Source organism: Psychroflexus tropicus DSM 15496, assembly GCF_000378765.1.
In the GTDB taxonomy this organism is placed as follows: Bacteria; Bacteroidota; Bacteroidia; order Flavobacteriales; family Flavobacteriaceae; genus Psychroflexus; species Psychroflexus tropicus.
Genome location: NZ_KB905346.1, coordinates 31115 through 57980, shown reverse-complemented (window position 1 = coordinate 57980; position 26866 = coordinate 31115). Strand labels below are relative to the sequence as shown.

The following is a 26866-nucleotide window of genomic DNA, read 5'->3' as shown; positions in this document are numbered from 1 at the left end:
TTTTTCCCCACCAGAGGATTCGTCTTAAAAAATCAAAAACTGACAAATTCAGTTGATTACTTATTTATACTTTTGGTTTAAAAACCTGTATGAAAATAATCTCTTATAATGTCAATGGTATTCGTGCTGCACTCAAGAAAGGATTGATAGATTGGATCGATTCCACCGATGCAGATGTTGTTTGTTTTCAAGAAACCAAAGCCCAACCAGAACAGATTGATAATTCCATTTTTGAAGACTTAGGCTACAATTATTGTTATTGGTACTCGGCTGAGAAAAAAGGCTACAGTAGTGTAGGAATCATTTCTAGAATTGAACCAAATCATATTGAGTATGGAACTGGAATAGATTATATGGATAAAGAGGGCAGAAACCTAAGAGCAGACTTCGATGATGTTTCTATCATGAGCCTTTACCTTCCATCAGGCACCAATGATGCCAGACTCGACTACAAGTTTTCTTACATGGATGATTTTAAATCTTATATTGAAGAGCTTAAGCAAAAGATTCCTCAGCTCGTGATTTGCGGAGATTATAACATTTGTCACGAAGCTATCGATATTCATGACCCGGTGAGGCTAAAGACTGTTTCAGGTTTTCTACCTGCAGAACGAAAATGGCTTTCCAGTTTCCTGGATGAAACTGGATTTGTTGACTCCTTTAGAAAACTAAATGAAGATGTGATTCAGTATTCCTGGTGGAGTTATAGAGCCAACGCCAGAGCCAATAATAAGGGATGGCGCTTAGACTATCTTTTGGTGGCTAATGAAATAGAAGAAAGAATTTCCAAGTCAGTTATACTGCCTGAAGCAAAACATAGTGATCATTGCCCCGTTATGCTGGAGCTAAAATAAATACTCAACAATGACCGTTATAGTCCTAAAATCTTAAATTAAATGAAGACATTGAAATACGCTTTTATTGGTTTTTTGACTCTTAATCTAATGGGCTGTGTTAGCCAAAAACGCTTTTTGGAGTTGGAAGAAGATTATAATTCATTACAGCGAGTAAATCAACAATTAGAGAGAAAGCTAGAGGAGGCTAATGCAGAGAGAGTGAAAATTGAAGATGACCTAGCCTATGCTAGAGACCGCATAGAGATACTAAAAACTCAGCGCGACGAACTTTTAGCAGACCTGGACCGAACTAAGAATACACTGGACAATCTTCAGCAATCCTATAATGCTTTAGAACAAAACAGTTCTCAGGCTCTTGCAGAAAATTCAAAGCAAAACCGGGAATTACTTCAGACCTTGGAAGATAAAGAGAAAGCCTTAGCTAAAGAACAGACCCGATTAGAACAGCTTCAAAAGGACCTGGAGGCTAGATCGAGACGCGTAGCAGAACTGGAAGGCCTTATCGCTGAAAAAGAGCAAAAGATGCAAACTTTAAAGGATAATCTATCCAGGGCGTTAACTAACTTTGAAGGTCAGGGCCTGAGTGTCGAAATGAGAGACGGGAAAGTTTATGTGTCTATGGAGAATAAATTACTTTTTGACTCTGGGAGTTGGAATGTAGGAAAAGAAGGGCAAAAAGCAGTGAATGAACTTGGAAAGGTTTTGGCTCAAAATCCAGATATTGCTGTTCTCATAGAAGGACATACTGATAATGTACCTTATGGTGGTAATGGTCCTTTAAACGATAATTGGGATTTATCTACAAAACGGGCGACAGAAGTTCTCAAATTACTGTTGAAAAACAATAATATTAACCCTCAAAACCTAACTGCAGCTGGAAAAGGTGAATTTGCTCCCGTTGCTTCAAATACTTCAAGCGCTGGTAAATCTAAGAACCGACGTATCGAGGTTGTCCTTACACCTAAATTGGATGAAATTTCTAGATTGTTGAGTGAATAAAAGATGAGATCAATAAGGTTATTAAAGACCTGTAAAGAATTGATAAGAATTTTATGTATTAACCTGAGGTGCATTTTGAATTGGAATAGATAGCATATTGTCTGTTCGAGCCTGCCCGACGAAGTCATTCAGGCGGGTGATTTTTTGATAAAAAATTGTACCAGCCAGCAGGCAGGCAGGTCGAGAACTCATTCAAATCTAAAAATTCTTATTCTCGATAAATATTTCACTCGAATTGACAGAATTTTATTAAAACTCACAACAAGTATAAGTATGGAATGGATGCCGAATGAAGTCCTCTCGAAGACAAGTTACGGTATTAGAGTTGTTTTGATTGCTGATTGCTCTTATCATCAGCTAGCTCAAACTGGCAACAAATATCTATCTAAAAAAAAGGGATCTATAAAAATCCCTTTTCTTTTGCTTTTTCTAGAAGAATCTTATCGTTACTGTTGGAAACATCAAAAAACTGCTTCATTTGCTTTTTTCGCTTTTCGATAGCACTCAGTGAAAAGCCAATACTTTCGGGTAGATTTTTTGTTAAGGTACCTTGAGAAAGGAGGTAAAGAATTTTGAGGTCTATCTCATCAATATTATGAGAATACTCTACAGTTCGCTTTAGCATTTGATGGACAGTGGCACTTTGGTAGGTTTTTCCTCTTAGTAAGTTCTCAATCGCAGCAATTAAAATATCCGGATTGGTTTCAGACTTCACCAGAAATCCGTCGGGATCTATCCTGCGCATCACATTAAGTACCTTATAATTATTTTCAAGCATGGTACAAATCAATAATTTGGCTTCAGGCTGATGCTTACGTGCCAGTTGAGCTAAATCTTCGCCAGAATTATACTTGCCGTCTTTGCTTCCAGGTAAAGATAAGTCCAGACATATAAGATCGTAAGAGGTTTCTGAGTCTTTAATTAATTCTGCAGCAGTATCACACTCTAAAGCAGAATTACTATTAAATTTCATTTTATGATTACGCTCGCTAATGATATCTAAAGCTTGGTCGAAACCGGCAATTATCATGGGGTGATCATCAACGAGGAGTATATTGTGCTTAGGCATAGCTATTATTTGATTGGAATAAAAATACTGATTTTTGTTCCAGATCCAAGTTTAGAATTAATACTTATTTTTCCTTTAATATCTTCAACCCTAGATTTAATATTTTTTAATCCAATCCCTGGTTTTTTTGAGTCTTTAAAGCCTTTCCCATCATCTTTAATCGTAAATTCAATCTTATCGGCTTCTTCATTTAAAGTGAACTTGATGAATACAAAATGTGCCTCGGCGTGCTTTTGAATATTCATAATCGATTCCTGTAGGATACGATAGGTATGCATTTTAATATTAGAAGCAATTTTAGACCAATTAACAGAGTCGTCTACAGATAACTGATGCGTGCGTTCCAATTGTAATTTTTGAATGAGATCCTGAATCAGATCCCCAAATTCTTTATGTTCATCAAAATAAGTATTGGACAGTTCATGGGATAAACTACGAATTTGCTTTTCAACGTCCATAAGGTTATCGGTGAGTTTACCAAACTTTTCGTCTCCTTTAATCCCGATTTTATATTTATAAAACATGAGATTCATCCGGTTGGCATACAATTCGGTAAGGATGTTATCGTGAAGTTCTCTGGCAATACGATCGCGTTCCTCTCGCTTTCCTTCATCCTTTCTGGCACTCTGGATCAAAAGTAACTCGTAAATTTTTTCATCGGCGATTTTTTGATCACGTTCCAGTTTTAAAGACCTGTTTTTGGAACGCTGTACGTAAAAAATAAAAATCGAACTCCCTATGATAATAATAAGCGAAGAGATGAGAAATACAATGGTTCGCTCTTCTTCCAGCATTTCAGCCCGCTGCATGACTTCTTCGGTTTCAAAGCGTATCCGCTCAAATTTATTTCTGACTTTTCGTTCCTCCATCTGAAGACTATCGCTTAATTGGATGTAGGAGGTGGTGTATTTGTAACTATTTTCTGGCTGAAGATCTGCTAATAATAGCCAGGAGGCTAGAATATCTCTATTGTTATTGTTTTGTTTGGAGGTGGTATTCGCAGCTTTTGCAAACTCGACAGCCTTGGTTTGATTACCAACAAACTGATAATATTCTGCAATGTGGAGTTGACTAATGGAGATCCCAGCTAAGTGTTGTATTTTTTGGCGAATACCCAAGGCTTCCTGCATATCGGGAAGCACATTTTGAAGCGCTCCTGTTTCTAAACGGTTATAGGCCAGGTTATCCAAAGCCATGGCATAGAGGTAAGGATCACCATCATAAAGTTTGGGAGTAGATAAGGTTTTACGATAATTGGTGATTGCTAAATCGTATTTGCCTTGCTTTTCATAAACATTACCAAGGTTATTGAAAGTGGCAGCCCGATATAATTCTGAATCTTCAACTTTTCCTAAGGCTTGTAAAGCATTGTTATAATAAGTAATGGCAACCTCGTAATTTCTCAAGTTATAGTTTGAAACTCCTAATGAATTAAACGTTTTAAAGAGTAACTCAAAGTTTTGAATTTCTTTTGAAATTTCGGCAACCCTTATTAAGTTTACTTCTGCTCCTGTATAATCTTTAGCTTGAGATTGTATTAATGCCAAATTATATAGCAATAGAGCATTTTTTTCTAATTCGTCTATTTGACCGTATAGAAATTGAGCTTCATTAAAAGCAAGATAAGCTTTATCCGAGTCATTTTTATTTAAATGATAATCACCTAGATCCCAGTAGAAAGTAGCTAATGAAAAAGTGTCTTTATATTTTAAAGCTTTTTCCCTCCCTAAATGGTTTATCTCAGTAAATAGATCTAAACTTGAATTAAGTGCTCTGTAATCTAGAGCCCTTAAATATTTAATTTGAAGGCTGTCATTATCAATTTGTATAACATGTTGAAATGACTTTGTTAAACTATTTTCTTCATCAATTTTATTATCAAACCTTCTTAAATTACTAAGTATAGAATCTCTAAGTTGAGAATTAATTTCAACACTTTTATCTTTAGGAGATTGACAATTTATTAAAAGAATACAAATGACAAGATAAAATAAGCATTGCTTCATTAAAACATATTTCTAGATCTTGTCGAAAGTACTTAATTAATCTTAAAGATCACCATCATCATGGGTTCTTGTTGCTCTATGAACTCTATTTTCTCCACCTGTTCCAAAGATTTCTTCTGGCGTTTGTCCTTCGTACTGATCATCATTAAAGGTTTCTGGAGAACAACCTGCGAAAAATAATAAACATACCATTGTGAAAATTCCGATAATCTTTTTCATAACTCTAAGTTTTAAATGAATTGTTTTATTGTTTGTTGACATTACAAATGTAGGATAGATAAAACCAAAAGGTTTACGGTTTGACCGTACACATGCTACGGGAAAACCGTAAAATTTTAGGCTTTCTATTCTTACTCTCTTGTGATTAAAGACAGTGATTATAAGCTATCTAAAGATAAATTGGTAATTTATTAAACTAATCTATTAGTTTAAACAGGAGTTTACAAAGCTTTTTTTTAATGAATAGAATTAAAAATCAAGCTTATTATTCGTTTACAAACGGCTACAAACGTTTTCAAACGTAAGTAAAAGGAAGTAACTGTTTAACAGCCGACTACAACAAAACTCTCTCCGCATCTTTGCCTTGTCGATCGGAAACACCGTCGATCTGGTTTGGAAAGACCAGACCATTATTTAAATCATTTAATTTTTATCGTTATGAGTACTTTAAAAAATTCAGTTCAGTTAATGGGCCACTTAGGCCAGGATCCAGAAGTTATCAATCTAGACTCTGGAAAGAAACTCGTTAAATTTTCCATCGCGACCAACGAGTTCTATTACGACAACAGCGGAGAGAAAGTCACCAACACCTACTGGCACAATATTGTGGCCTGGGGAAAAACTGCCAGCTTTATCGAGACTTATGTCAAAAAAGGTCAGGAAGTCTTATTAAGAGGAAAACTCGCGCCACGCTCTTACGAAACTAAAGAAGGAGAAAAGCGCTACATCACCGAAGTCAATTGTTCGGAGATTGTGCCGACCTCCAGAAAAGAGTAGATAATTTTTAATGTGAGTTTAAAAAACCCCTCCTTGTGTATTACAAGGTGGGATTTTAAATTTAGTTGAGTCCATATACAGCTTTTGCATATCTAATAATTATTGTAAATATTGAATAAAAGCTAAGCATTGATAATGCTTTTGTCACTATCATTACTCAATAACAATATGATGGGTTTTAACTTGATCACCTGTTTTAGTAATTAGTATATACCTTCCTTTGTTAAGCCTGGACACATCTACTCTAGTAGAATTAATAAAGTTGTCTTTTTGAATTAGTTTACCGTTAAAATCGTAAAGCTTGTAGCTATGGTCTTCTAATGCAAAACTAGCTAACTTTTTATTTTTTCCAGATTCGTACCTTGAACCTATTTCAATAAAATCTGAGGCTGGATTAGGAGAAACACTTAGGGGGTGTGGTCCTATAATTGCACAAGGAGGAGAAACTCCTGGAGGACAATTATTGCTACCACCACCGCCACTGATAGAGCCATTTGTGATAGTTAAATTATCTGTCCAGCTCAATCCACATGGATTGTTAGCTCTACAGTTTATCGTATAAGTTCCAGGTGTAGATGAAGTTGTAACAAAAATGGAAGTACTTGTTGTAGTAGTTGAGCCTCCGTTCAAAACATTAAAACCACTAGGCAAAACCCATGTATATGAGTTAGCACCAGGTACATCTTCTACTTCAAATTTATAAGTAGCCCCTGGAAGGGTAGAAACAGGATTAACACCTGGTGTTCCTGCCCATATTTCGGTATTGCCATTAGCTGCAGGGAAGCCTACAAACACATTTCTTGTGATATCTGCTGTTTGGCCACAGGCATTCTGTATTGTAACCGTAAGTGTAACTGCGCCACTTCCATTGGCATTAAGAGTTATTTGGTTTCTTCCTGGGCTTCTAGGGTCAAAGCTAGCTATCGCTGTGTCTGAGACACTCCATCCAATAATGGTTTCTCCACTTTCTAGATTATTAACGCTATAGTTGGGATTGCTACATAGGGTAGCTGAACCAGAAATAAAAGAGGATGGATTATATGCTGCTCTATTAACAAAACTATCTAATGTTGTAACAGGCTCTCCATTAAAAACAGGTGTAACTGAAATGTCGGAGGGTAAATTATTACCACTACTTGGAGTAATTGTAATTGAATTACCACTTCCTATATTGCCAGACCAGCCGCTACCAACATCCCATTGATAGGTGACGCCACTCAAGTTAGAATTATTAGACACAGTAAAGGTTTGAGGAGATGTATTACCACAAGGTATATTTATAGAAGAAGGTTCTAAGAAAAACGTTGGAGTTTTATTGATTGGAATTTGTTGTGAGGTCCACTCTACTTTAGGAGCGTTATTTTGTTTAAGTACAGCAACCAGATAATTACCATCTCCAAACCTTATATCTGTATCGTCGATATTAATATCAAAAGGTGCTGAAGCCCCTGTTACAAATTCGTTTACGGGTACATCTCCATCATCTTTTTCTGTGCGATTTCCTAAATTATCGATAACATCAATATATACTGTTGCAGGGCCAATAGAATCAGTTACACTCTTAGCTAAATCAACTCTAAAAGTCACATTTATAGATGAATCTGTTCCTTAATTAATGGAAGAACCGTTTGGTAGTGATACACCGCCTGCTTCTAAAGCTTCAATACTTACAGTGACCTGCGAGAAGACTGTAACTGTGATTGTTAAAAAAATAATTGATAAAATTTGTTTCATAATAATTGGTTTTTGTGTTTATAAATGGATTTGAATACCAATTCCTAAAAGAATGGTCTGTGATCCTCTAAGTCTATCGTTCGAAGGATTTGTAGTATTTATATATGACAATGTCAATTCATAAGAAATATTCTGATTTACAAAAACAGCCAATCCACCAGATAAAGTAAATTCTCGAGAGTTATCTGAATTTATGGCATCAAATCCGTAAGAACTTTCTACAAAAGGATTAAGCATTTTATCTGATTCCAGTATATAATACCTGGCAAAAGGTGCTGTAAAATAGCGGTTGAACCTACTTGTGCTAGTTTCAAATTCTGTTCTTGATCGGGTAAGATTTGCTCTAAGTCCAAACGCTAGTTTATCCCAAAAGAAATAACCAACTCTTGGAGATATATTAATATTGAAAGATCTGGAATCACTTACTTCATTAGGTTTGTTTTCAGAATATGCAAATGTTGCACTTCCACCAACTAACCAATCTCCTTTATTGATTTGAGCACTTAAAGAGAGTGAAAACAAAAATATTGAAAAGAAAAAAAAATGTTTCATAATGGGATGAGTTTATAGCTTTTCTAAATGTATTTGAAGCCCAAACCCAAGTAGAAAAGTATGGTTTCCAACAAATTGATTTTTTGAATTGGAGTTGATGTAACTTAGGGAAGTTTCAAGGGCAACACTGCTATTTAGGAATATGGCCAAGCCTGCTTTTATTTCGAAATCCTCTGGATTATCACCATCACCAAAAACATCAATATCTAAATTGTAAGCACCTTCTGCAAATACATTTATTTTTTTTTCTGCCTCCAAAAAATAATACCTTACAAATGGAGCTAGTATGATCCTTTCAGATTTACTAGTACCAGAATCTGAATTTCCCCTATTTAAAAAATAGTTAGGCCTGGGTCCTAAAGCCAGTTTATCTAAGAAAAAATAGCCTATGTTGGGAGATAAACTTAGCCTTAAATTGTTGCTATTTGACTGGTTATCATTTTCAGTATATGAAAAAGCTGCACTTCCCCCTACCAACCAATTGTTTTTGGTGATTTGAGCATTTAGGCTTAAAGAAGCAACAAGTGCTATTAATAACAAAAAATGTTTCATAACTCAGTTTTAGTAAAGATTGAATTTTTAATAATTGGCATTCCCTAATGTGTCGTTTAATTTGGACCCCCGTACTTAGATTTAAACATTTTATAACCAACAGATATATAACGACAAAAATATAGGATAGAGAAAATCAAAAGATTTACGGTTTGACCGTACACCTGCTACGGGAAAACCGTAAAATTTTAGGCATATTACTTCTGCCCTATTTTAATTAAAGGTAGTGATTATAAGCTATCCAGAGATAAATCGGCAATTTATTCAACTATTTTATTAGTTATATAGAGATTTATTTAGGATTAAAAACACCACTCGGATCAAATAATTATCCATTTACAAACGTTTGTAAGCGAAAGTAAAAGGAAGTAACTGGATAACAAACGACTCTAACGAAAACCCTGCTGCATCTTTGCCCTGTCGATCGGAAGCACCGTCGATCTGACTTAGGAAACCAGTCAGTTTTTATTATCCTTTAATTTTTATCGTTATGAGTACTTTAAAAAATTCAGTTCAGTTAATGGGCCACTTAGGCCAAGATCCAGAAGTTATCAATCTAGACTCTGGAAAGAAACTCGTTAAATTCTCAATTGCTACCAACGAGTTCTATTACGACAACAGCGGAGAGAAAGTCACCAACACCTACTGGCACAATATTGTGGCCTGGGGAAAAACTGCCAGCTTTATCGAGACTTATGTCAAAAAAGGTCAGGAAGTCTTATTAAGAGGAAAACTCGCGCCACGCTCTTACGAAACTAAAGAAGGAGAAAAGCGCTACATCACCGAAATCAATTGTTCGGAGATTGTGCCAACCTCGCAGAAGTCTTAACGTCAAGTTTAGATTAAATTTAAAACCCTTACTGGCGTTCAGTGCAGTAAGGGTTTTTCAATTCTAAATTATTACTCAGTGTCTTTAGGTTTATAATAATAGCCTAGTACCAAGACAAAGAGTACAAAAACTGAAGTGAAAAATCCTCCAAGTTCCTTAAAACTTATGTTTCCGTTTCAAATAGCAGCCCAATTCAAACCATACGCATATCCAATAGAACTGACGATTACCAGAACAATCAATATCAGGTGCAAAGTCTTTTTGGAGTTTCATAGCATTATTGATTATGAACTGGTACTGTTAATGCTTCCATCCGACTTTAAACTTTATGAAAAGAACTATTTATAAGATTGACCAATTCCATCAAAATATTAATTTTAATTATTCAGGCTTCTTCTTTTCTTTAAGGGTCTCTACATAATAGTTTAAAAAGAATATGGTTAACAATAAAAACATAAGAGGTTCTCTAAGTTCCTTAAAAATACTTTCAGGGTCATTTTCACCTTTAAAAATATTCCAATCAAAATTTGAAAATGAATTAGCGAGTAGCAACGTCATCATTAAAAAAATGATAAAAGCAACTATTTTAGGCAATTTGATCATAATATAAATTTATTGATGGTGATTAATACAATTATCTTGATATGCTCCATAGGCAAGAATCCAACCTGTTACAGCAATACCACATGCTACTACTGTTACACAAGTAGCTAATGCAACACTAGCAGCAGTTAATGCTAATGCAGCCCTTGCACATCCTAGACCACTTTTAGAAAAATTTTTATTATTCGAAAAGAGACTAGGAGCAAAATGATTTAGAGATTTCAATACATTAGCAAAATCATTTTTATTCTTAAATTCTGAAGTGGAGAGGCTCAATTCAGTTACAGACGCTTGAAACTCTTCTAGAGCGTATTCAAAACCATGAATATCAGAATCTGTTAAAAAATGATCGATTAAATTCAAGTCTTCATTTTTAATATAACCCAAGTCTATTAATATCTCAGGTAATTCATCAGTACTATGATTTAATGAAATCAAAAAATCATTCGAAAAATTTAAATCAGATTGATAATATTCATTGACCTCACGAAGCATAATTGACATACTATCTGATTCATTCAAATCTTTCATGTTGTTCAAATGATTATTAACTTCATATATTATTCCAATATTATAATCATCATCAATGAATTCGTTATAAAGTGAATAATTAAATTTTAATTCTTCTGAATCAAAATATTCATATTGGCTACAAGATGCCAATAATAAAATAACAGATAAAGCAAAAGCTAATTGTGGTTTTCTTAAAGTTTTCATGATAATTAATTTTTTAAATATCGATTTGGTAATTTATCATCTTACCAGATGATACTTCTTTGCAAAGAAGTTGCGCATCTCATGAAAACCAATACATTTGCAAAGCACAGTGAAGTGTATGTTTTTCATGCCTTTACGGGAGAAGCTTCTACTTTGTAGAGGCTTTCTCTTTTTAAATTAAAATGTAACTTCTTCATAGGCAGATGTTTAGTAAAACTAAAATTAAATTTTATTTAATTTTCCCATTTACGGTTTGACCGTAAACATGCTACGGTAAAACCGTAAAATTTTAGGCAAATAACTTCTACCCCATTTTGATTAAAGGTAGTGATTATAAGGTATCTAGACATAAATACATGATTTAATCAACTAATCTATTAGTTTAATAAGTCATTTATGGGTCATTATTTTAGAAAATAGAACTCAAAATTCAAATCCATTATTCGTTCATAAACGGCTACAAACGTTTGTAAGCGAAAGTAAAAGGAGGTAACTGGATAACAAACGACTCTAACGAAACCCCTACTTCATCTTTGCATTGTCGATCGGAAACACCGTCGATTGGCCTGGAAAGACCAGACCATTATTTAAATCATTTAATTTTTATCGTTATGAGTACTTTAAAAAATTCAGTTCAGTTAATGGGCCACTTAGGCCAGGATCCAGAAGTTATCAACCTAGACTCTGGAAAGAAACTCGTGAAATTTTCCATCGCGACCAACGAGTTCTATTATGACAACAGCGGAGAGAAAGTCACCAACACCTACTGGCACAATATTGTGGCCTGGGGAAAAACTGCCAGCTTTATCGAGACTTATGTCAAAAAAGGTCAGGAAGTCTTATTAAGAGGAAAACTCGCGCCACGCTCTTACGAAACTAAAGAAGGAGAAAAGCGCTACATCACCGAAATCAATTGTTCGGAGATTGTGCCAACCTCGCAGAAGTCTCAACGTCAAGTTTAGATTAAATTTAAAACCCTTACTGGCGTTCAGTGCAGTAAGGGTTTTTCAATTCTAAATTATTACTCAGTGTCTTTAGGTTTATAATAATAGCCTAGTACCAAGACAAAGAGTACAAAAACTGAAGTGAAAAATCCTCCAAGTTCCTTAAAACTTATGTTTCCACTCCGAATAGCATCCCAATTCAAACCATAGGCATATCCAAGAGAACTGACGATTACCAGAACAATCAATATCAGGTGCAAAGTCTTTTTGGAGTTTCATAATACTGTCGATTATCAATAATGAAATTATAATTAGGATATGTTAAAACTATAATCAACTGATAAACATATTTCCATTAAATCATTAAATTTAAATAAAAATATTATGAAAATCCTATCCTTAATTACCATATTCTTAATGTGTACTCATCTCTTTGGTACAGAAGTCGATTTTGAAACTCAAGAAAATGAAATTTCTATCAAAGCTTACGTTATTGATCGTGAAACAAAACAACCAGTGCCTTACGTTGAAATTGGCTTTTTAAACCTAGAAAGAGGTGTTATAAGTGACAAGAATGGCTATTTTGAACTCAAGTTTAGACAATCTGATCTCGATAGAAATGACACCCTTTTATTTCAGTCTGCCAATTATTTTCCAATCAAGATGAACGTTGATCTTGTTAAAGAGTACTTTTCTAAACATCCAATACTGCTTCTTACAAAAGAAGAAAGAAATAATTCTAAGCTTGAATTGGCATCTAACATTATTGAAACAAAACCTACTGAAATCGATGAGCCTACTAGGTTTTGGAAAATCAATTCTATAACCGGTCAGGAAATTATCACCTCATTAGCTCATTTAGAAATGAGTTCTGCAGATTCTATAATGTATTATTTAAAGTTTGAAAATACAGACAGCTTAAAATTGAAACTTAAATTTTACGATGGTTTAAGAGAAAAACGCTTTCAAAGGAACAATTACAAAACCATTTATCACAACGTCAAAGCATCAGGTTGGCAAATTATTCCATTAGACTTATTAGATATAAATTCCTATGAAGATTTGTTAATAGGCATTCAGGTTGTTGATTCCTATGAAAAGGATTTCCAGGTTAATTTAGGCTTATCAGAAAATTATAAGGCCTATCAAAAGGTAAATTCCCATGCTAAACTTAATGAACTTCCTTTCTTTGGAGTGAATTTTAAAGTCTTACCCCTCCAAGAAAATGTCTTAAATGAAAGACTAAAGCCTGATAAAAACAAAGAAATGATTTCTGGAATTGTTTTAAGCAACGGCAAGCCCCTCAATAAGGCCACTGTAAAAATTAACCACTCACTTAATGAAATTCAAACAAATTCAGAAGGGCTATTTAAAATCGAAGCTGAAGTTGAAGACAAATTAGTCTTTAGTCATTTTTCAGCACAGCCTAAGGAAGTTAAAATACAGGATGACGGATTCCTGCAGGTAGAAATGTCCAGACGCTATATAGATCTAGATACAGTGACAATTACTAAAAAGAAACAAGCTGAAGATTCATCATTTCCTGTTCTTGACACACCCTTTGGAAAGGTGAAAAAGAGAACTTCAGGATATGCCAATTATACGAGAACTATTGACGAACTCAACAGAGCTGCAATAACTTTTAGTCAGCTGATACAAGGTAAATTTCCTGGTTTGAGAGTACAAAGAGGAGTTGGGGGTATTGATTCATTTACATTAAGAGGTGGAATTTCAAGTGTTCAAGAGGAACTTAGCAGTGGAACAGCAGGTCAAAGAAGAGGGGCGTTGGTAGTTGTTGACGGAGTTCCAGATCAATTAAACGGAAGCCTTTTAGATGTCAATAATATAGCATCAGTTTCTGTAATAACGGGCTACGGTGGAACTTCGAGGTATGGTACATTAGGCAGAGGAGGAGTGATATTAGTCACAACGAAAGCTGGTAATTTTATTGATAAAAGAGACAATCAATCGATGAAGGAAATGGTATTTAATAAAAATCTTAATCATGAGAAGTCTACTAAAGTAAAATTAGAAGATCTACAAGTCTTTGATTTTATTTCCTCATCTGGTCAAAAGTATACAATCGACAACTACAAAGAACAATTGGAAGATAACAAACAAAGTGTTCCGTTCTATATTGAAAGTTTTAAATATTTTTATAAAAAAGGAGAAAAAGAGGTTGCCAAGAGTATCCTTGATAGTCTTGAAAATTTACTTAACAATAATGTGAAAGGGTTAAAATCTTTAGCTTTCACCTATGAGGAATATGGTCTTTTTGATGGAGCTTTGCAAGTACATCAAAAAATTGGATCGCTTCAACCCTATTCCACTCAAACCTATTTAGACCTGGCACAAAATTATACAGATCTAAAACAGTATACTAAAGCATCAGACCTTTATTTGGATTTGATCAATAATAAAATACCAGGCTTGATCCTTGACGAGTCTTCTATAGAGCTCGCTGAGATTAAATTGAAGCATTTATTGACAAAGTATAAATCAAAATTAGATCTCGATAAAATTGATGATAAGTACTACACTGTGGCTCAAACCTTTGATGCGTTTATGGTAATCGACTGGAACGATGTTGATTCTTCGTTCGAGATTCAATATATCAACTCAGAAAATAAATATTTTAGTTCTTCCCACAACGTCATGTCAGATTTTGATCGATTGAATTATGAAAATGAAACAGGATATCATACTGAATTTTTTATACTTAAAAACATATCCAGTAGTGATAATTGGAAGATAGCTTTGAAGGGCAATGAAGAAAATTCATCGGCCAATAATCCAAATTATGTAAGATTTACTCTATACAGAAATTACGGTTCTACTAATGAAAGTAGATCCTATAAAATTGTAAACCTAAACAAGCTCGAAGACCAAATTATAGATATTGCTTCTTTTTATGGAAATGAACTTTAAATATGGATTTACCTCTCTTGGATAAAAATCTAGAGAGGTTTTTTAAACCTTGAAATCTGTACTGATTTTATTCACAATGGTTTGAGCCAATTTGATATGACTTTCAACCGTCCAGCCAGCCACATGAGGACTCAAAAGCACATTGTCAGCCTTCATCAGATACTGAAAAGCTTCCGGCAACTGAAGATCTGAAGAAAATAAGTTTTCGAAGGAGGTTTTCTCATATTCTAAGACATCAAGCCCTGCGCCTAAGACTTTTCCAGATTGAAGTCCGGCCACCAAATCTTTGGTCACTACGCTCTTGCCTCTGGCCGTATTAATAAACCAGAAAGGTTTAGCCATAGCATCGATAAATTCAGAATTGATCATTCCTAAAGTCTGAGGGGTTTGTGGAGTGTGCAAACTGATGACATCTGCTTCCGCTTTCAGCTGTTCCAAACTGGCTTGTTTAGCATTATCATCTCCCAGATCATCAAGGATGTCGTAATATAACACCTCACAGTCAAATCCAGACAGTTTTTTCGCTAATGCTTTTCCAGTATTGCCATAGCCAATAATCCCTACAGTTTTGCCTTCCACTTCGTGACCGCGATTCGCTTCACGTAGCCACTGCCCGTTGATTACCTCATCATGAGCAGTTCGTAATTTATTAAATAAACCGAGCAGCATACCCATAGCATGCTCAGATACTGCATTTCTATTTCCTTCCGGAGCATTGTATAGTTTTATGCCTTTTTGCCTGGCATAGTCGACATCTATATTTTCTAAACCTGCTCCTACTCGACCGATGAACCTTAAGTTGGTGGCTTTATCAATGAAGGTTTTATCGATAGTAAATCGACTTCGTATAATTAGGCCCTCATACATATGAATTTTAGCCTCTACCTCAGCTTTGGTACTCGTAAAGTCTTCAGTGTTATCGAAACCTAATTTGGTCAATTCCTGAATCATAAGTGGGTGATTGCTATCCAGATGTAATATCTTCATACGTCTTTAAGTTTAAGCTGAATATCGCAAAAGCATAAGGCTATTCCGATTCAAATTCAAAATAAGGCTTTATAATTTCTGTGGTAATGCGCGTTGGTTTTTTAGTTTCCTGATCGATAAAACACCAGTTGGTTTTGGCTTCTACAATAATTTTACCGTCTGTTTTACGAGCGATTTGAACCCGGCGCTCCGATTTTACCTGTGCGTAATTTTCTATCCAGGTGGTTAAGATCAATTTTTCTCCCAAAAAAGCCTGACGCTTGTACTGAATATGATGATCCAACACAAACCAGGCGTATTTTTTTCTGATATCTGAGGGTGTTCTACTGATCCAATGGGCTTCTGAGATGTCTAATATCCACCTGATGTATTCTAAATTATTAACGTGATTCTGCTCATCCAGGTGGCTTGATTTTACAGTCAACTCCTGTTGAAATGGAATAGGTCTCATCTTAGAAATTCAAAATTAACTTCGCGATATAGAAGTAAGCTAAAATCCCAATGATATCGTTGCTGGTCGTAATGAACGGTCCTGTAGCAATCGCTGGATCAATACCACGTTTATCTAATATAATAGGAACGAAAGTCCCGATTAATGCCGCCATGATAATGACCGATAAAATCGATACCGCTATGGTAAGACTAACCAAAAAGTCCATTGAGGTTAAGGCTCCAAAACCAATAATTAAAACCCCTAGAGCTGAGCCATTGATAACACTTAGAAAAACTTCTTTAAGTAAACGTTTGACCAGGCTGTCTTTTACAGAATCATTAGCAAGTCCCTGCACAATAATGGCAGACGACTGCACTCCAACGTTTCCGGCCATTGCGGCGATAAGTGGGGTGAAAAAGAAAAGAATTTCATACTTCTCCAGAGCAGAATCGAAGCCCTGCATGACATAGACGGCTCCTAAACCTCCAAACAAGCCTAAAATAAGCCAGGGTAATCGGGCTCGAGTGAGTTCCCAAACGCTACTGTCGGCCTCTACATCTTCAGAAATACCAGCAGCCATCTGGTAATCTTTATCGGCTTCTTCTCTTATAAAATCGATGATATCATCTACGGTAATACGACCGACCAGCCGACCAAATTCGTCAACTACTGGAATGGCTTCCAAATCGTATTTCTGCATCACTCTGGCTACTTCTTCGCCTGAAGTATGCACATCTACATAATCAACATTTCTTATGTACACATCACCAATTTCGGCTTTGCTTGGCGCAGTGATCAGGTCTTTTAGAGAGAGTCGGCCTTTTAGTTTTCCTTTGTTATCTACCACGTAAATCGAATGGACTCGAGTCACATTTTCGGCCTGATTACGCATTTCAGTCATACAACCGGTTACACTCCAGTTTTCGTTCACGCGTATTAATTCCTTCGCCATCAAGCCACCGGCAGAATTCTCGTCATATTTAAGAAGTTCGACAATATTCTCGGCGTGCTCTTTATCTTTAATGTTGGAAATGACCTGAGTCTTAATATCTTCCGATAATTCTGACACAATATCTGCCGCATCATCGGTATCCATTTCTTCTATCTCTTCGGCAATTTCTTTGGCATTAAGGTTACGAAGAATCTTCTCCCGATCATCCTCATCCATTTCCATCAACACCTCAGACGTCTGTTCACTATCCAGCAACTTAATGATATAAGTCGCCTGCTCCATGTTTAGGTCGTCGAGGATCTCGGCGATATCTGCATGGTGAAATTCTTCCAGATGAGTCTGAAGCTCTGCATCGTTGCTTTCGTCGATGAGAGACTCAATTTTCTCAATCAGTTCTTTGGTGAGTTCAAATGGCATCTTCACTTAGTTTTATGGTCAGCTCTATAAATTCTTCAACGCTCAATTGTTCGGGGCGTTTCGCAAAGATAGGCTCTTCTCTTAATTCTGGAGACAAGTTGAATTTTTTTAAACTATTGCGAAGTGTTTTTCTTCGTTGTTGAAAGGCTGTTTTAACCACATCTCGTAGTTTCTTTTCTTCACAAGGTAGCTCGTAGTTTTCTCTCCGTTTTAACCTCAACACACCACTGTGGATTTTCGGAGGAGGATCAAAGGCCTCTGGAGGCACGGTAAATAAATATTCCGCTTCATAAAAAGCCTGAGTCAGTACCGATAAAATCCCATAGATTTTACTGCCTTCTTTGGCACAAATACGCTCCGCCACTTCCTTCTGAAACATTCCCGAAAATTCTGGAATTTGAGTTTTGTATTCCAGAGCTTTAAATACTATCTGAGTAGAAATGTTGTAAGGGAAATTTCCTATTACTGCAAATTGTTGATCCTCGAAATACTGCTGGAGATCTACTTTCAAGAAGTCTGCTTCCACCACTTCAAAGGCCTTAGAATTATCTTCAATTTTATGCTCATTCTTAAATGTAGAATTCAGATAAGCTATGGATTCCCTATCCAGATCCATCACTACAAAACGATCATAGGCTTTAAGCAGATATTTAGTCAAAACCCCCATACCAGGACCGATCTCCAAAACCTGAGAATAATTATTCTTCTGCAAGGTTTTTGCTATGCGTTCTGAAACCTCTTCATCTTTTAAAAAATGTTGTCCAAGATGTTTTTTGGCTTTGACTTCTCGAATGCCTTGGTCAAAATTAGCTTTAAAGACTTCATCTTCTATCGATGGTCGTTTTTTTTCACCCATGATGTTCGTGTACAATTTCCAATTCGGTTCTAAAGCTTACAAATTTACCTTCAAACAGCTTGGTTTGCTTTTTCATCTCCTCAAAGTCGTTTTCAAGGTATTCGTTCAATATTTTTTTATTCTGAATTTTATACTGCACCGAATAAGTAATTCCACCCATAGATTCCACAACATCTATCCGACTCATCGTCGCACTTTTGAATTTACCGGTTTGAATCATCGCAGGTATGTGAATGTTTTTCATCCATTCCACCCATTCATCATGAACACTCTCTTCGACGTTTGTTGTTACATTATAAATTAACATGTTATTGTATTTGATCTCCTCTTAGCTGCCGGAAGCGTTTTCTGGCTTCTACGACATAAATGCTATCGGGATGATTAAAAATTATAGTTTCAAAATAAGGTCTGGCTTGTTCTGGAGCATCTAGCTCATCCATATACAACTGGCCCAATAAAAAATTGGCATTGTCTGCAAGAATCTTGTCTCCAAACTCATCCACTATGCGCTGCAAGTTGGATAAAGCCTTATTATAGTTCTGCTTCTCCAAATGAATTTTTGCTATTCTTAATAGAGCTTCATCTACTATTGAAGAGGATTTGTAATTAGCAACAACTTTATTTAAAATATCTAAAGCAGCTTCAGGTTGATTTTGAAACTGAAGCAGGTCGGCTTTTGCCACGAGTTTCAAGTCTGTTCTTGTAGAATCTACCTGACTATTATCTTTAATTAATAAAGACAATTCCATAGCATCATTGGCCATAAGCTGCGAGGCCGAAGTTTTTAAAACTTTCAACTGGGTCAACGCCCAATCGAAATCTCCTGTAAAATAACTGGTTTTTGCCACCTTAAATTTGGCCTCTCTAGCCAAATCACTATTAGGAATTATTTTTTCTACTTGTGTATAAAGCAATAACGCCTGATTAAACTGGGATTGATGTAAATATAAATCAGCTTCCAGTAATTTTAATTCTGCTAGTTGCTGTTGGTATAGATTTTGGAAATTCATATCCTCAATTAAAGCTAAGGCTTTTTTGAAATTTCCCAACTGGTAGGCTGTAAATTCGACTCGATCTTTTTGAATGCTAAATGTGTCTCTGCCATTACCTAGTTTAGATAGAAATGCACTGTATTCATTTTCGATTATGTCGTATTCTTCTGGTTGAGCCTGAAGCCTATCGATAAGCAGAAGTTCTCTTGTAGCTGAAATTAGCGTACGTTCACTTGTACTGTTCTGAATGGCAAACTCAAGCATTTGCTCTGCGCTTTCAAGATCATTATTAGCTTTAGAAATGGAGGCCAAATTTATAATTCTACTCAACGATTTTAATTCTGAACGCTGAAATACGGCTCGCTCTTGAGCAAAAGCTTTTGCATAATCTTCTTGCTGAACAAACAACCAACTTAACATTTGATTGAAAACCAGCTCGGGGTTTTGTTGATTTCGTTTCAAGAGGACTTTTCTTAAAGCCCGGTTGGGTTTCGACTCTGAGTCTTTAGTGATATATTGAGTAAAATTTCGATTGAGGATTTGAAAGTAATTTGGATTTTCGGCGATTAACTCAATATAATTTTCAAACATTTTTTCATACCGACTCTGCTCTCCATAGATCCTCGCCAATTGAATGGTGTTATTGCTTTTAGGCTGAATTTGCTGTGCGGTTTCATACGTTTGAATCGCTAGATCCAAAAGCCCATATTTTTGAAAAGTACTGCCTACTGTATAAGAAAAACTGGGCCTACTTTCAACCTGAGCTATGGCTTTTTGATAATACTGCTGAGCCAAAACAGTATCTTTATTTTTTTGATAGAGGTAACCTAATTCAATCTGAATATTTGGATATTTCCCAATTTTAGTAAGGTACTCTTTAAGGACCGTTTCAGCTTTTTTGGTTTTACCTAAAGCTTGAAGAGTCTCTACATATTTGAGTAGCCAAGATTGTTGGGCTGGGCTTTTTTGGTGAAGCTTCGCAAACAAGGACTCTGCTTTTTCATACTCTCCCTGGTCAAAGTAATTATCTGCCAGTTCTGGGTTCTGCCCTATACTTAAAGAAAAGGAAAGACATAGAAAGCTAAAAAGCACCAGGTTAAACCTCAAACGTCGCGATGATATCAAAAACATATTCAAATTTACCTAAATATTTTTCGGTCAACTCAACTTTGAGAAAGAATTGTAAAGCTGTATTCTAAAATACTTTTGAAAAAGCTTTAATCTATTTTCTCAAAACCTGCATAAGGCCTCAAAACTTCTGGCACAACAATGCCATCATCGGTTTGATAGTTTTCTAAAATACCCGCTAAAACTCTTGGTAAGGCTAATGAACTTCCATTGAGTGTATGAACCAAAGCTTTATTTTTATGAGCGTCTTTATATCTTATTTTCAATCGATTAGCCTGAAAAGTTTCAAAATTGGAAACTGAAGAAATTTCAAGCCAGCGGTCCTGAGCAGTAGAAAATAGCTCAAAGTCAAAGGTTAATGCAGAGGTAAAGCCTAAATCTCCTCCACATAACCTTAAAATCCTGTAAGGTAATTTCAGATCTCTTAAAATCGACTGGACATGTTCTACCATTTGGTCTAGTACCTGGTAAGAATCTCCAGGTTTCACAATATTGACGACTTCTACTTTATCGAATTGATGCAAGCGATTAAGGCCACGAACGTGAGCACCATAACTTCCTGCTTCTCTTCTAAAACATGGAGTGTACCCTGTTAATTGAATGGGCAACTGCTTTTCTGTTAATAAGTCATCACGAAACATATTGGTTATAGGTACTTCTGAGGTAGGTATTAAATAAAGGTCATCATTACCCACGTGATACATTTGTCCTTCTTTGTCTGGCAACTGACCAGTGCCATATCCAGAAGCTTCGTTTACCAGGAGCGGGACCTGCACTTCTTTATACCCAGCTTCAGTATTCTTATCTAAAAAATAAGATATTAGTGCCCTTTGGAGCCTGGCTCCTTTCCCTTTATATACCGGAAATCCAGCACCAGTTATTTTATTACCAAGTTCAAAATCGATAATATCATACTTCTTGGCTAATTCCCAATGAGGAAGAGCATTTTTGGATAATTTGGGCACCTCTCCCTCCTTAAAAATCTCTTCATTATCTTCTTCACTTTTACCCGCAGGAACAGAAGGATGAGGAACATTGGGCACCTGATACAATAAGGCTTGTAGCTCTGTAGCGGCCTGGCTCATCTCTTCACCAAGTCGTTTTGAATCTTCTTTAAGTTCAGCTGTTTTAGCCTTAAGCGCATTGGCTTTTTCTTTTTCTCCCGCTTTGAATAATTGACCTATCTCTTTAGATAAATTGTTAGATTCAGATAAAATCTCATCCAATTGCTTTTGACTGGCACGACGCTTATCATCTAGCTTTAAAATGGATTCAAATACCGCCTCAGCTTCAAAATTTCTTTTTTTAAGAGCTTCGATATATTCGACTTTGTGCGCTCGAATGTGCTTGACTTCCAACATAAGGTTACGGGATTGTAATTTTTAGCAAATTTACTAATTCGAAAGGCTTACACAATTTTTTAATCTGATAAAATCTCCTGTTTATTTCAGGTCACCGACTTACTCTTTATATGGTTTATCTTCTTTATACTGCAGGCCCATTTTATGTCTTATTTCATCAAGAGTTGAAATCAATTGGTAAGATGCCTCTAAAGACATCTCTGGACTTTGGACTAAACCTCTATGTAAGCACCTATGGACATGTTCGATTTCAAATTGGTAACCGTTAGCAGGATAGTTATAATCGAAGGATTGTGTGCCTGTATCAGTTTTGATAGTGAACTTATCGGTTTCATGAAATCTAGATCCGAATTCTACTACAGCTTCCTCAAAATAGACTTTTGCTTGTGATGCTGTAGTCTTTAAGAAACTTGAAGATAACTGTGCCGAAGCACCATTGGCATACTTGAACTCAATCTGATTGGAGGCATCTACACCAGTAGAAGAGTATTCACAAGAAGCCTCTATATCTTGAGGCAAGCCTAACAGCTTAAGCGCCAGGTAAACCGGATAAATTCCAATATCCAGTAAAGCTCCACCCCCCAAGTTTTTATTAAAAAGCCTTTTGTAAGGATCAAACTCGGCTTTAAAAGAAAAGTCAGCTTCCATTTTTAAACAGTGACCATAAGTGTTTTGTTGAATTAACTCATGGACCTTTTGGAGATGCGGCATGAAATTGGTCCAAAGCCCTTCCATTAAAAAGCAATTATTCGACTTTGCTGCTTCCTGCATTGTTTTGAATTGGAAAACATTCATCGCTATTGGTTTTTCGCATAATACTGCTTTGTTTTGCTTGAGACACAAGAGCGTATGTTCCGCATGAAAAACGTGAGGTGTAGCAACGTAGACGATGTCCACCTTAGGGTCTTTTGCTAAAGCCTGGTAAGAATCATAATACACATGAGCGTCATTGTCTTTTGCAAATGCCCTGGCTTTTGCTTCAGATCTGGAAGCCACAGCATAAAGGTTGCCCCCTTTACACTTTTTAAATCAGAGGCCAATTTCTGGGCTATATTTCCAAGCCCTACGATTCCCCAACGGTATTTTCTGTTTGCCATTGCTATTATATTGATGTAAAATAAAGAGGAATTGTTTAGAAACCCAAGTTTAAAGCTTAAGTTTAAATTCTTTTCTATTTAACACTTGTTGATTTGCATACATTCCAATATTAGCTAACTTTGATGCATGATATTAAAAGAAACTTATTATTACTATTATTCAATTCTTAGATCAAGAATCGGTTAATGGTGAAATCATTTAATAAATCCAAATCAATCCCGATTCCATTACGAATCGGGATTTTTATTTAAAAAACAAGCTAATGCAAGACATGTCTAAATACACTAAAGAAGATTTATGGGTGTGGAAAACCTTATTTGATCGCCAAGTCGAAAATATTCCTGGCAAAGCGTCCCAAGCTTATATCGATGCTTTAAATCACATGTCTCCTGTATTGAACGCTGATGAGATTCCTTGTTTTGTACACATAAACCGTTGGTTCGAAACAGAAACCAAATGGGAATTGAAAGTTGTTCCAGGCCTTATTCCAGTCGAGGAATTTTTTCAACTCTTAGCCGAAAGAAAGTTTTGTTCGTCTACCTGGTTACGTTCTAAAGATAGCCTGGATTATTTGGAAGAACCCGATATGTTTCACGATATATTTGGTCATGTTCCATTACTCAGTAATCCTGTCTTTTCTGAATTTGTATATAAATTTGGCAAGTTGGGTTGTCAATTCATAGATGATAAAGATAAATTACTTCAGCTTCAACGCCTTTACTGGTTTACCATCGAGTTTGGAGTCATTAAAGAAGAGGATAAAATTCAGTCCTATGGTGCTGGTATCCTATCCTCCTTCGGTGAAACTAACCAAATCCATCAACAAAAAGCTAATTTTCTGACGTATTCTATTGATGAAATTATCCAAAAGGTTTTTAGAACCGATATCATGCAAGAAGACTATTACGTTATCTCCTCTTTTGATATACTTTTTGAATCTTTAAAAGAACTATCTGAGGTTTGGTCTAAAGAACCTTCTCAAGTTTAAAATAAAATTTAGCAATTTTAATAAATAAAGTAGACGATTCTTAGTTTAATCTCGTTTATACCCTCAAAACATAATTAATTCATAATATCCTTCAATTACAGTGGACAGCCATAGGTTATTATATATTTTTTAATTAAAATTGTTAGTGAATTTAGAAGTAGCAATTATTTATAATATATTGCACTAAAAATGAAGTATTCATTTTAAATGAGATTTAATTCAAAGCTTTTCTTTAGATTTTTGATGTTTGCAACTCTAGCTCTCATCATCTCTTACTCTTTGTTTCAAAATTTTGCTTTCAGTAATTTTGAGACCTATAATGAAAATGCGACAGTTATCGCAGAACCCGAACCTAAGCCTGAAGTTCCAGATTATAAGAGTATTTTTTCTTCAGAATTATCTACTTTCCAAAAAAAAATAATAGACAAAGCCAGGCGGTATCGTATCAACGGATCTGTAATTGTCGCCTATAAAGACCAAATTTTATACGAAAATCAATTCGGCTACAAGAACCCTATCACCAAGGAGGTTATGCAGCCCGATCTTTCGTATCAATTAGCTTCGGTGAGTAAGCAATATACAGCCGCAGCCATTTTGAAGCTTCATGAAAAAAACCTGTTGGATATCGACCACCCAGTTTCAAACTACTTAGCTGATTTCAAGTTTGAGGAGGTGAGCGTCAGAGATCTTTTAAAACACAGATCTGGGCTTTGGAACTATATGTATTTGACTGAACAATACTGGAAGGATGATATAGCGCCTAATAATCTTGAAGTTGTTGATCTTCTCAATACTCATGCCCCTAGGCTCAATTTTCCGTCTGGGAGGTATTTTAGTTACAGTAACACAGGCTATGTCGTCTTAGGAGCTATTGTAGAACAGGTAAGCAATCTGACTTTAGGTGAGTTTATAGAAGAGGAATTCCTACTTCCGCTCTGTCTTGATGAAACTTTTGTAGTTAAAAATGAAAAGAATGATGACTTTATACTAGATGGCTATCAAGCTTATGGACGTTCCTTCATTAAATTACCGGCTGGATTCCACAATGGTGCTATAGGGGATAAAGGGATTTATGCTTCACCAAAGGATTTATTTGTTTGGTTTAGGGACCTTAAAAACGCTAACATCTTAAGTGAAGAAAGTGTCAACTTGATGTTTGGTAATGATAAAGGCGGAAAGAATAAACGCTACGGCATGGGATTTAGATTAGAAAAAAAAGCTGGAAAAAAAATCATTTATCATAATGGCCTTTGGGATGGTTTTAGAAATGGTCTTGAGTATCACCCAGATGATGATTTGGTGGTTATTGTTATGACTCACACCCAAAATAAAAGGAAGCATTATTTTCAAGACTACATCGTCAAATCGGCCAAACAACTTATTCAAACTTCAGAAAAAAAATTAAAGCTCCAAGAGAAAGATCCTGAATTGATTCTTTAATTATTGTATTTTCTTGATCCAGAATTAAAATGCTCTCCCAAATCCTTTTTAGGGACTTTAAATTGATTATAAAGATTAACACTATACAGACTAATTAATCTTATAATTCTGTAAATCAGTATTTTATATATTTCGGCACAGGCTTTGTTATGTCTTAGATATAACCCTTAAACCCGAAGATCATGAAAGGATTTATCTATTTACTCGCAGGGTTTGTTTTTTTCAGTATGTCTGGATGGGCAAATCAATCAAGCCAAGCTATCAATACAGTAAACGGCTGGAATACTAACGCAAATTCTTCGTTTATCTTCACTGAAAATGGTATCGAGTTTTCTGTGTTTCAAGATGGGCAATTTGATTTTTACCTTCCTCAAGTTGCTTCCAACTTTGCATTGGGAGGGAATGGAATTAACTTCACTTTCAATACTGGTTTTAATTACAATCCATATGTACAGTATGATAGCTATGGGGCCATAATTCAAATAAGAAACACTCCCATTTTTTATGATTATTACGGACGTATACAACAGATCGGGAGTATATTCATTAATTATAACCGACGTGGTTTTGTGAATCGAATAGGTGGATTAAACCTATACTATAGAGGTCATAATCTTTGGAGACAAACAGGCTTTGTTAATCTATCTCATAGAAACTTTGTCTGGAGACCATGGCATCAATATTACGCCTTACCTGCAGCTCAATTTTGTTTGATAAGTGCGGTACCGTACAGACGATTTTATAGACCAGTAAGGCACATATACTACAGACCTTATAGAAACAATAGACGTCATTTTGCATTCAACAGACAATCCCCAAGCCAAAGATCAAGTGTCACTACTAATAGGAGTCGAAGTTATGCACAGTCGCCTAGAAACAGATTTGAAAGAAACTTAAGGTCTAACGTACAAAGACGTTTGGAAAGAGCTAATCGTATAAGGAGGTCTAATACGAATGTAAATTTAGAAAACCGTAGGAACCAAGTCTCTAGATCATCTAGATCGATAAACAATATAGAGGCTTCAAGTCGGACTGAGGTAAGAACCAGAATGGGAAGAACTCCAGATAGAGTTCAAAATAGAAGAAGCAGATATGAAGTTTCTCGAAGAAATTCAAGAGCTTCAGCTGTAAAGGAAAGAATGAAGTCTAGATCTACAAAATTGAATACCAGAAGCCAAAGTAGAATATCTGGTACAAGATCAAATAGATCTTCAAAACAAATGAAGCCGTCCAGAAGACATACTGCTAATAAAGCAAGAGTATTTTCACAAAGAAGACAGGTATCTGAATCTAAAAGAAATTCTAGATTTAGAGAAAGTAAACAAAGTAGCAGTTCTAGAAACAGGTCATAATTATATTTTTTTTGTTTATTTCCCCCTTATTGATAAATATCTGTAAGGGGGTTTTTTATATCTTTTACTAACAAAA

Annotated in this window: 27 protein-coding genes; 9 read left to right on the top strand and 18 right to left on the bottom strand. The window is 35.6% G+C overall.

Annotation, left to right across the window (positions count from 1 at the left end; all coding sequences use genetic code 11):
• Positions 1–89 precede the first annotated feature (89 nt).
• Together F598_RS0112735 and F598_RS0112730 are read left to right on the top strand one after the other, a co-directional pair.
• Positions 90–854 (top strand): exodeoxyribonuclease III, encoded by a 765-nt coding sequence (locus F598_RS0112735; RefSeq protein ID WP_019039456.1) that lies wholly within the window; start codon positions 90–92, stop codon positions 852–854.
• Between the two features lie 42 nt (positions 855–896).
• Complete coding sequence (locus F598_RS0112730) at positions 897–1856, top strand: OmpA family protein (protein WP_026302715.1); 960 nt, start codon at positions 897–899, stop codon at positions 1854–1856.
• Between the two features lie 400 nt (positions 1857–2256).
• Here F598_RS0112730 and F598_RS0112725 read toward each other — a convergent pair whose 3' ends face one another.
• The 3 genes from F598_RS0112725 to F598_RS15485 are packed head-to-tail and all read right to left on the bottom strand — an operon-like array spanning position 2257 to position 5150.
• Entirely contained in the window at positions 2257–2925 is a 669-nt protein-coding gene (locus F598_RS0112725) for a response regulator (RefSeq protein ID WP_019039454.1), read from the bottom strand.
• A 5-nt stretch (positions 2926–2930) separates the two neighbouring features.
• Entirely contained in the window at positions 2931–4931 is a 2001-nt protein-coding gene (locus tag F598_RS0112720) for a tetratricopeptide repeat-containing sensor histidine kinase (RefSeq protein WP_019039453.1), read from the bottom strand.
• A 42-nt stretch (positions 4932–4973) separates the two neighbouring features.
• The gene (locus F598_RS15485) at positions 4974–5150 is read right to left on the bottom strand and encodes a hypothetical protein (RefSeq protein WP_169334108.1); all 177 of its coding nucleotides are present in this window, start codon (positions 5148–5150) and stop codon (positions 4974–4976) included.
• Positions 5151–5588: 438 nt separating this feature from the next.
• Here F598_RS15485 and F598_RS0112710 point away from each other — a divergent pair, with 438 nt between their 5' ends.
• A complete protein-coding gene (locus F598_RS0112710; protein ID WP_026302714.1) occupies positions 5589–5927 on the top strand; it encodes a single-stranded DNA-binding protein in 339 nt (112 codons plus the stop codon).
• A gap of 153 nt (positions 5928–6080) precedes the next feature.
• Here the strand turns inward: F598_RS0112710 and F598_RS0112705 are convergent, their stop codons facing one another.
• Genes F598_RS0112705 through F598_RS0112690 form a run of 4 tightly spaced genes read right to left on the bottom strand, consistent with a single transcriptional unit; the run spans position 6081 to position 8765 of the window.
• Positions 6081–7514, bottom strand: coding sequence for a T9SS type A sorting domain-containing protein (locus F598_RS0112705; protein ID WP_019039450.1), 1434 nt, complete (start codon positions 7512–7514; stop codon positions 6081–6083).
• Between the two features lie 21 nt (positions 7515–7535).
• Positions 7536–7661 (bottom strand): hypothetical protein, encoded by a 126-nt coding sequence (locus tag F598_RS15745; protein WP_281163587.1) that lies wholly within the window; start codon positions 7659–7661, stop codon positions 7536–7538.
• A gap of 18 nt (positions 7662–7679) precedes the next feature.
• The gene (locus tag F598_RS0112695; protein WP_019039448.1) at positions 7680–8213 is read right to left on the bottom strand and encodes an outer membrane beta-barrel protein; all 534 of its coding nucleotides are present in this window, start codon (positions 8211–8213) and stop codon (positions 7680–7682) included.
• Between the two features lie 12 nt (positions 8214–8225).
• Positions 8226–8765 carry an outer membrane beta-barrel protein gene (locus F598_RS0112690; protein WP_019039447.1) on the bottom strand — a complete coding sequence of 180 codons (540 nt, stop codon included), beginning with the start codon at positions 8763–8765 and terminating at the stop codon, positions 8226–8228.
• Positions 8766–9255: 490 nt separating this feature from the next.
• Between F598_RS0112690 and F598_RS0112685 the strand changes: the two genes are divergently transcribed.
• Positions 9256–9594 carry a single-stranded DNA-binding protein gene (locus tag F598_RS0112685; RefSeq protein WP_019039446.1) on the top strand — a complete coding sequence of 113 codons (339 nt, stop codon included), beginning with the start codon at positions 9256–9258 and terminating at the stop codon, positions 9592–9594.
• 381 nt (positions 9595–9975) lie between these two features.
• Here F598_RS0112685 and F598_RS0112680 read toward each other — a convergent pair whose 3' ends face one another.
• Positions 9976–10197, bottom strand: coding sequence for a hypothetical protein (locus tag F598_RS0112680; protein WP_019039445.1), 222 nt, complete (start codon positions 10195–10197; stop codon positions 9976–9978).
• A 9-nt stretch (positions 10198–10206) separates the two neighbouring features.
• Positions 10207–10914 carry a hypothetical protein gene (locus F598_RS0112675; RefSeq protein ID WP_019039444.1) on the bottom strand — a complete coding sequence of 236 codons (708 nt, stop codon included), beginning with the start codon at positions 10912–10914 and terminating at the stop codon, positions 10207–10209.
• A 611-nt stretch (positions 10915–11525) separates the two neighbouring features.
• On the opposite strand from F598_RS0112675, the gene F598_RS0112670 reads away from it, so the two are divergent.
• Positions 11526–11876, top strand: a complete 351-nt coding sequence (locus tag F598_RS0112670; protein WP_019039443.1) for a single-stranded DNA-binding protein — start codon at positions 11526–11528, stop codon at positions 11874–11876.
• A 59-nt stretch (positions 11877–11935) separates the two neighbouring features.
• Here F598_RS0112670 and F598_RS15380 read toward each other — a convergent pair whose 3' ends face one another.
• Positions 11936–12118: a hypothetical protein gene (locus tag F598_RS15380; protein WP_157595019.1), complete on the bottom strand. Its 183-nt coding sequence runs from the start codon at positions 12116–12118 to the stop codon at positions 11936–11938.
• 124 nt (positions 12119–12242) lie between these two features.
• Between F598_RS15380 and F598_RS0112660 the strand changes: the two genes are divergently transcribed.
• Positions 12243–14786: a TonB-dependent receptor plug domain-containing protein gene (locus tag F598_RS0112660; RefSeq protein ID WP_019039441.1), complete on the top strand. Its 2544-nt coding sequence runs from the start codon at positions 12243–12245 to the stop codon at positions 14784–14786.
• 42 nt (positions 14787–14828) lie between these two features.
• Here the strand turns inward: F598_RS0112660 and F598_RS0112655 are convergent, their stop codons facing one another.
• The 8 genes from F598_RS0112655 to F598_RS14810 all read right to left on the bottom strand — a co-directional run bounded on the left by F598_RS0112655 (position 14829) and on the right by F598_RS14810 (position 22908).
• The gene (locus tag F598_RS0112655; RefSeq protein ID WP_019039440.1) at positions 14829–15773 is read right to left on the bottom strand and encodes a 2-hydroxyacid dehydrogenase; all 945 of its coding nucleotides are present in this window, start codon (positions 15771–15773) and stop codon (positions 14829–14831) included.
• 40 nt (positions 15774–15813) lie between these two features.
• On the bottom strand, positions 15814–16224 hold the full coding sequence (locus F598_RS0112650) for an acyl-CoA thioesterase (protein WP_019039439.1): 411 nt from the start codon (positions 16222–16224) through the stop codon (positions 15814–15816).
• 1 nt (position 16225) lies between these two features.
• Entirely contained in the window at positions 16226–17575 is a 1350-nt protein-coding gene (mgtE, locus tag F598_RS0112645) for a magnesium transporter (RefSeq protein WP_019039438.1), read from the bottom strand.
• On the bottom strand, positions 17565–18431 hold the full coding sequence (gene rsmA / locus F598_RS0112640; protein ID WP_019039437.1) for a 16S rRNA (adenine(1518)-N(6)/adenine(1519)-N(6))-dimethyltransferase RsmA: 867 nt from the start codon (positions 18429–18431) through the stop codon (positions 17565–17567). The genes mgtE and rsmA overlap by 11 nt, the downstream gene beginning before the upstream one ends.
• Positions 18424–18738, bottom strand: coding sequence for a DUF4286 family protein (locus F598_RS0112635; protein WP_019039436.1), 315 nt, complete (start codon positions 18736–18738; stop codon positions 18424–18426). The genes rsmA and F598_RS0112635 overlap by 8 nt, the downstream gene beginning before the upstream one ends.
• Before the next feature lies 1 nt (position 18739).
• Positions 18740–20554: a tetratricopeptide repeat protein gene (locus tag F598_RS0112630; RefSeq protein WP_019039435.1), complete on the bottom strand. Its 1815-nt coding sequence runs from the start codon at positions 20552–20554 to the stop codon at positions 18740–18742.
• 86 nt (positions 20555–20640) lie between these two features.
• Positions 20641–21912, bottom strand: coding sequence for a serine--tRNA ligase (gene serS / locus F598_RS0112625; protein WP_019039434.1), 1272 nt, complete (start codon positions 21910–21912; stop codon positions 20641–20643).
• Positions 21913–22011: 99 nt separating this feature from the next.
• The gene (locus F598_RS14810; protein WP_083925460.1) at positions 22012–22908 is read right to left on the bottom strand and encodes a Gfo/Idh/MocA family oxidoreductase; all 897 of its coding nucleotides are present in this window, start codon (positions 22906–22908) and stop codon (positions 22012–22014) included.
• Positions 22909–23281: 373 nt separating this feature from the next.
• On the opposite strand from F598_RS14810, the gene F598_RS0112615 reads away from it, so the two are divergent.
• The 3 genes from F598_RS0112615 (at position 23282) to F598_RS0112605 (ending at position 26790) form a co-directional block, all read left to right on the top strand.
• A complete protein-coding gene (locus tag F598_RS0112615; RefSeq protein ID WP_245539789.1) occupies positions 23282–23998 on the top strand; it encodes a phenylalanine-4-hydroxylase in 717 nt (238 codons plus the stop codon).
• A 207-nt stretch (positions 23999–24205) separates the two neighbouring features.
• A complete protein-coding gene (locus F598_RS0112610) occupies positions 24206–25438 on the top strand; it encodes a serine hydrolase domain-containing protein (RefSeq protein WP_019039430.1) in 1233 nt (410 codons plus the stop codon).
• Between the two features lie 182 nt (positions 25439–25620).
• Positions 25621–26790 carry a hypothetical protein gene (locus F598_RS0112605; protein ID WP_019039429.1) on the top strand — a complete coding sequence of 390 codons (1170 nt, stop codon included), beginning with the start codon at positions 25621–25623 and terminating at the stop codon, positions 26788–26790.
• The last annotated feature ends 76 nt before the right edge of the window (positions 26791–26866 follow it).

Bases quoted from the DNA above. Each gene is read 5' to 3' on its own strand.
- F598_RS0112735 (WP_019039456.1), top strand. From the start codon at position 90: ATGAAAATAATCTCTTATAATGTCAATGGTATTCGTGCTGCACTCAAG.
- F598_RS0112730 (WP_026302715.1), top strand. From the start codon at position 897: ATGAAGACATTGAAATACGCTTTTATTGGTTTTTTGACTCTTAATCTA.
- F598_RS0112725 (WP_019039454.1), bottom strand. From the start codon at position 2,925: ATGCCTAAGCACAATATACTCCTCGTTGATGATCACCCCATGATAATT.
- F598_RS0112720 (WP_019039453.1), bottom strand. From the start codon at position 4,931: ATGAAGCAATGCTTATTTTATCTTGTCATTTGTATTCTTTTAATAAAT.
- F598_RS15485 (WP_169334108.1), bottom strand. From the start codon at position 5,150: ATGAAAAAGATTATCGGAATTTTCACAATGGTATGTTTATTATTTTTC.
- F598_RS0112710 (WP_026302714.1), top strand. From the start codon at position 5,589: ATGAGTACTTTAAAAAATTCAGTTCAGTTAATGGGCCACTTAGGCCAG.
- F598_RS15745 (WP_281163587.1), bottom strand. From the start codon at position 7,661: ATGAAACAAATTTTATCAATTATTTTTTTAACAATCACAGTTACAGTC.
- F598_RS0112695 (WP_019039448.1), bottom strand. From the start codon at position 8,213: ATGAAACATTTTTTTTTCTTTTCAATATTTTTGTTTTCACTCTCTTTA.
- F598_RS0112690 (WP_019039447.1), bottom strand. From the start codon at position 8,765: ATGAAACATTTTTTGTTATTAATAGCACTTGTTGCTTCTTTAAGCCTA.
- F598_RS0112685 (WP_019039446.1), top strand. From the start codon at position 9,256: ATGAGTACTTTAAAAAATTCAGTTCAGTTAATGGGCCACTTAGGCCAA.
- F598_RS0112680 (WP_019039445.1), bottom strand. From the start codon at position 10,197: ATGATCAAATTGCCTAAAATAGTTGCTTTTATCATTTTTTTAATGATG.
- F598_RS0112675 (WP_019039444.1), bottom strand. From the start codon at position 10,914: ATGAAAACTTTAAGAAAACCACAATTAGCTTTTGCTTTATCTGTTATT.
- F598_RS0112670 (WP_019039443.1), top strand. From the start codon at position 11,526: ATGAGTACTTTAAAAAATTCAGTTCAGTTAATGGGCCACTTAGGCCAG.
- F598_RS0112660 (WP_019039441.1), top strand. From the start codon at position 12,243: ATGAAAATCCTATCCTTAATTACCATATTCTTAATGTGTACTCATCTC.
- F598_RS0112655 (WP_019039440.1), bottom strand. From the start codon at position 15,773: ATGAAGATATTACATCTGGATAGCAATCACCCACTTATGATTCAGGAA.
- F598_RS0112650 (WP_019039439.1), bottom strand. From the start codon at position 16,224: ATGAGACCTATTCCATTTCAACAGGAGTTGACTGTAAAATCAAGCCAC.
- mgtE (WP_019039438.1), bottom strand. From the start codon at position 17,575: ATGCCATTTGAACTCACCAAAGAACTGATTGAGAAAATTGAGTCTCTC.
- rsmA (WP_019039437.1), bottom strand. From the start codon at position 18,431: ATGGGTGAAAAAAAACGACCATCGATAGAAGATGAAGTCTTTAAAGCT.
- F598_RS0112635 (WP_019039436.1), bottom strand. From the start codon at position 18,738: ATGTTAATTTATAATGTAACAACAAACGTCGAAGAGAGTGTTCATGAT.
- F598_RS0112630 (WP_019039435.1), bottom strand. From the start codon at position 20,554: ATGTTTTTGATATCATCGCGACGTTTGAGGTTTAACCTGGTGCTTTTT.
- serS (WP_019039434.1), bottom strand. From the start codon at position 21,912: ATGTTGGAAGTCAAGCACATTCGAGCGCACAAAGTCGAATATATCGAA.
- F598_RS0112615 (WP_245539789.1), top strand. From the start codon at position 23,282: ATGTCTAAATACACTAAAGAAGATTTATGGGTGTGGAAAACCTTATTT.
- F598_RS0112610 (WP_019039430.1), top strand. From the start codon at position 24,206: ATGAGATTTAATTCAAAGCTTTTCTTTAGATTTTTGATGTTTGCAACT.
- F598_RS0112605 (WP_019039429.1), top strand. From the start codon at position 25,621: ATGAAAGGATTTATCTATTTACTCGCAGGGTTTGTTTTTTTCAGTATG.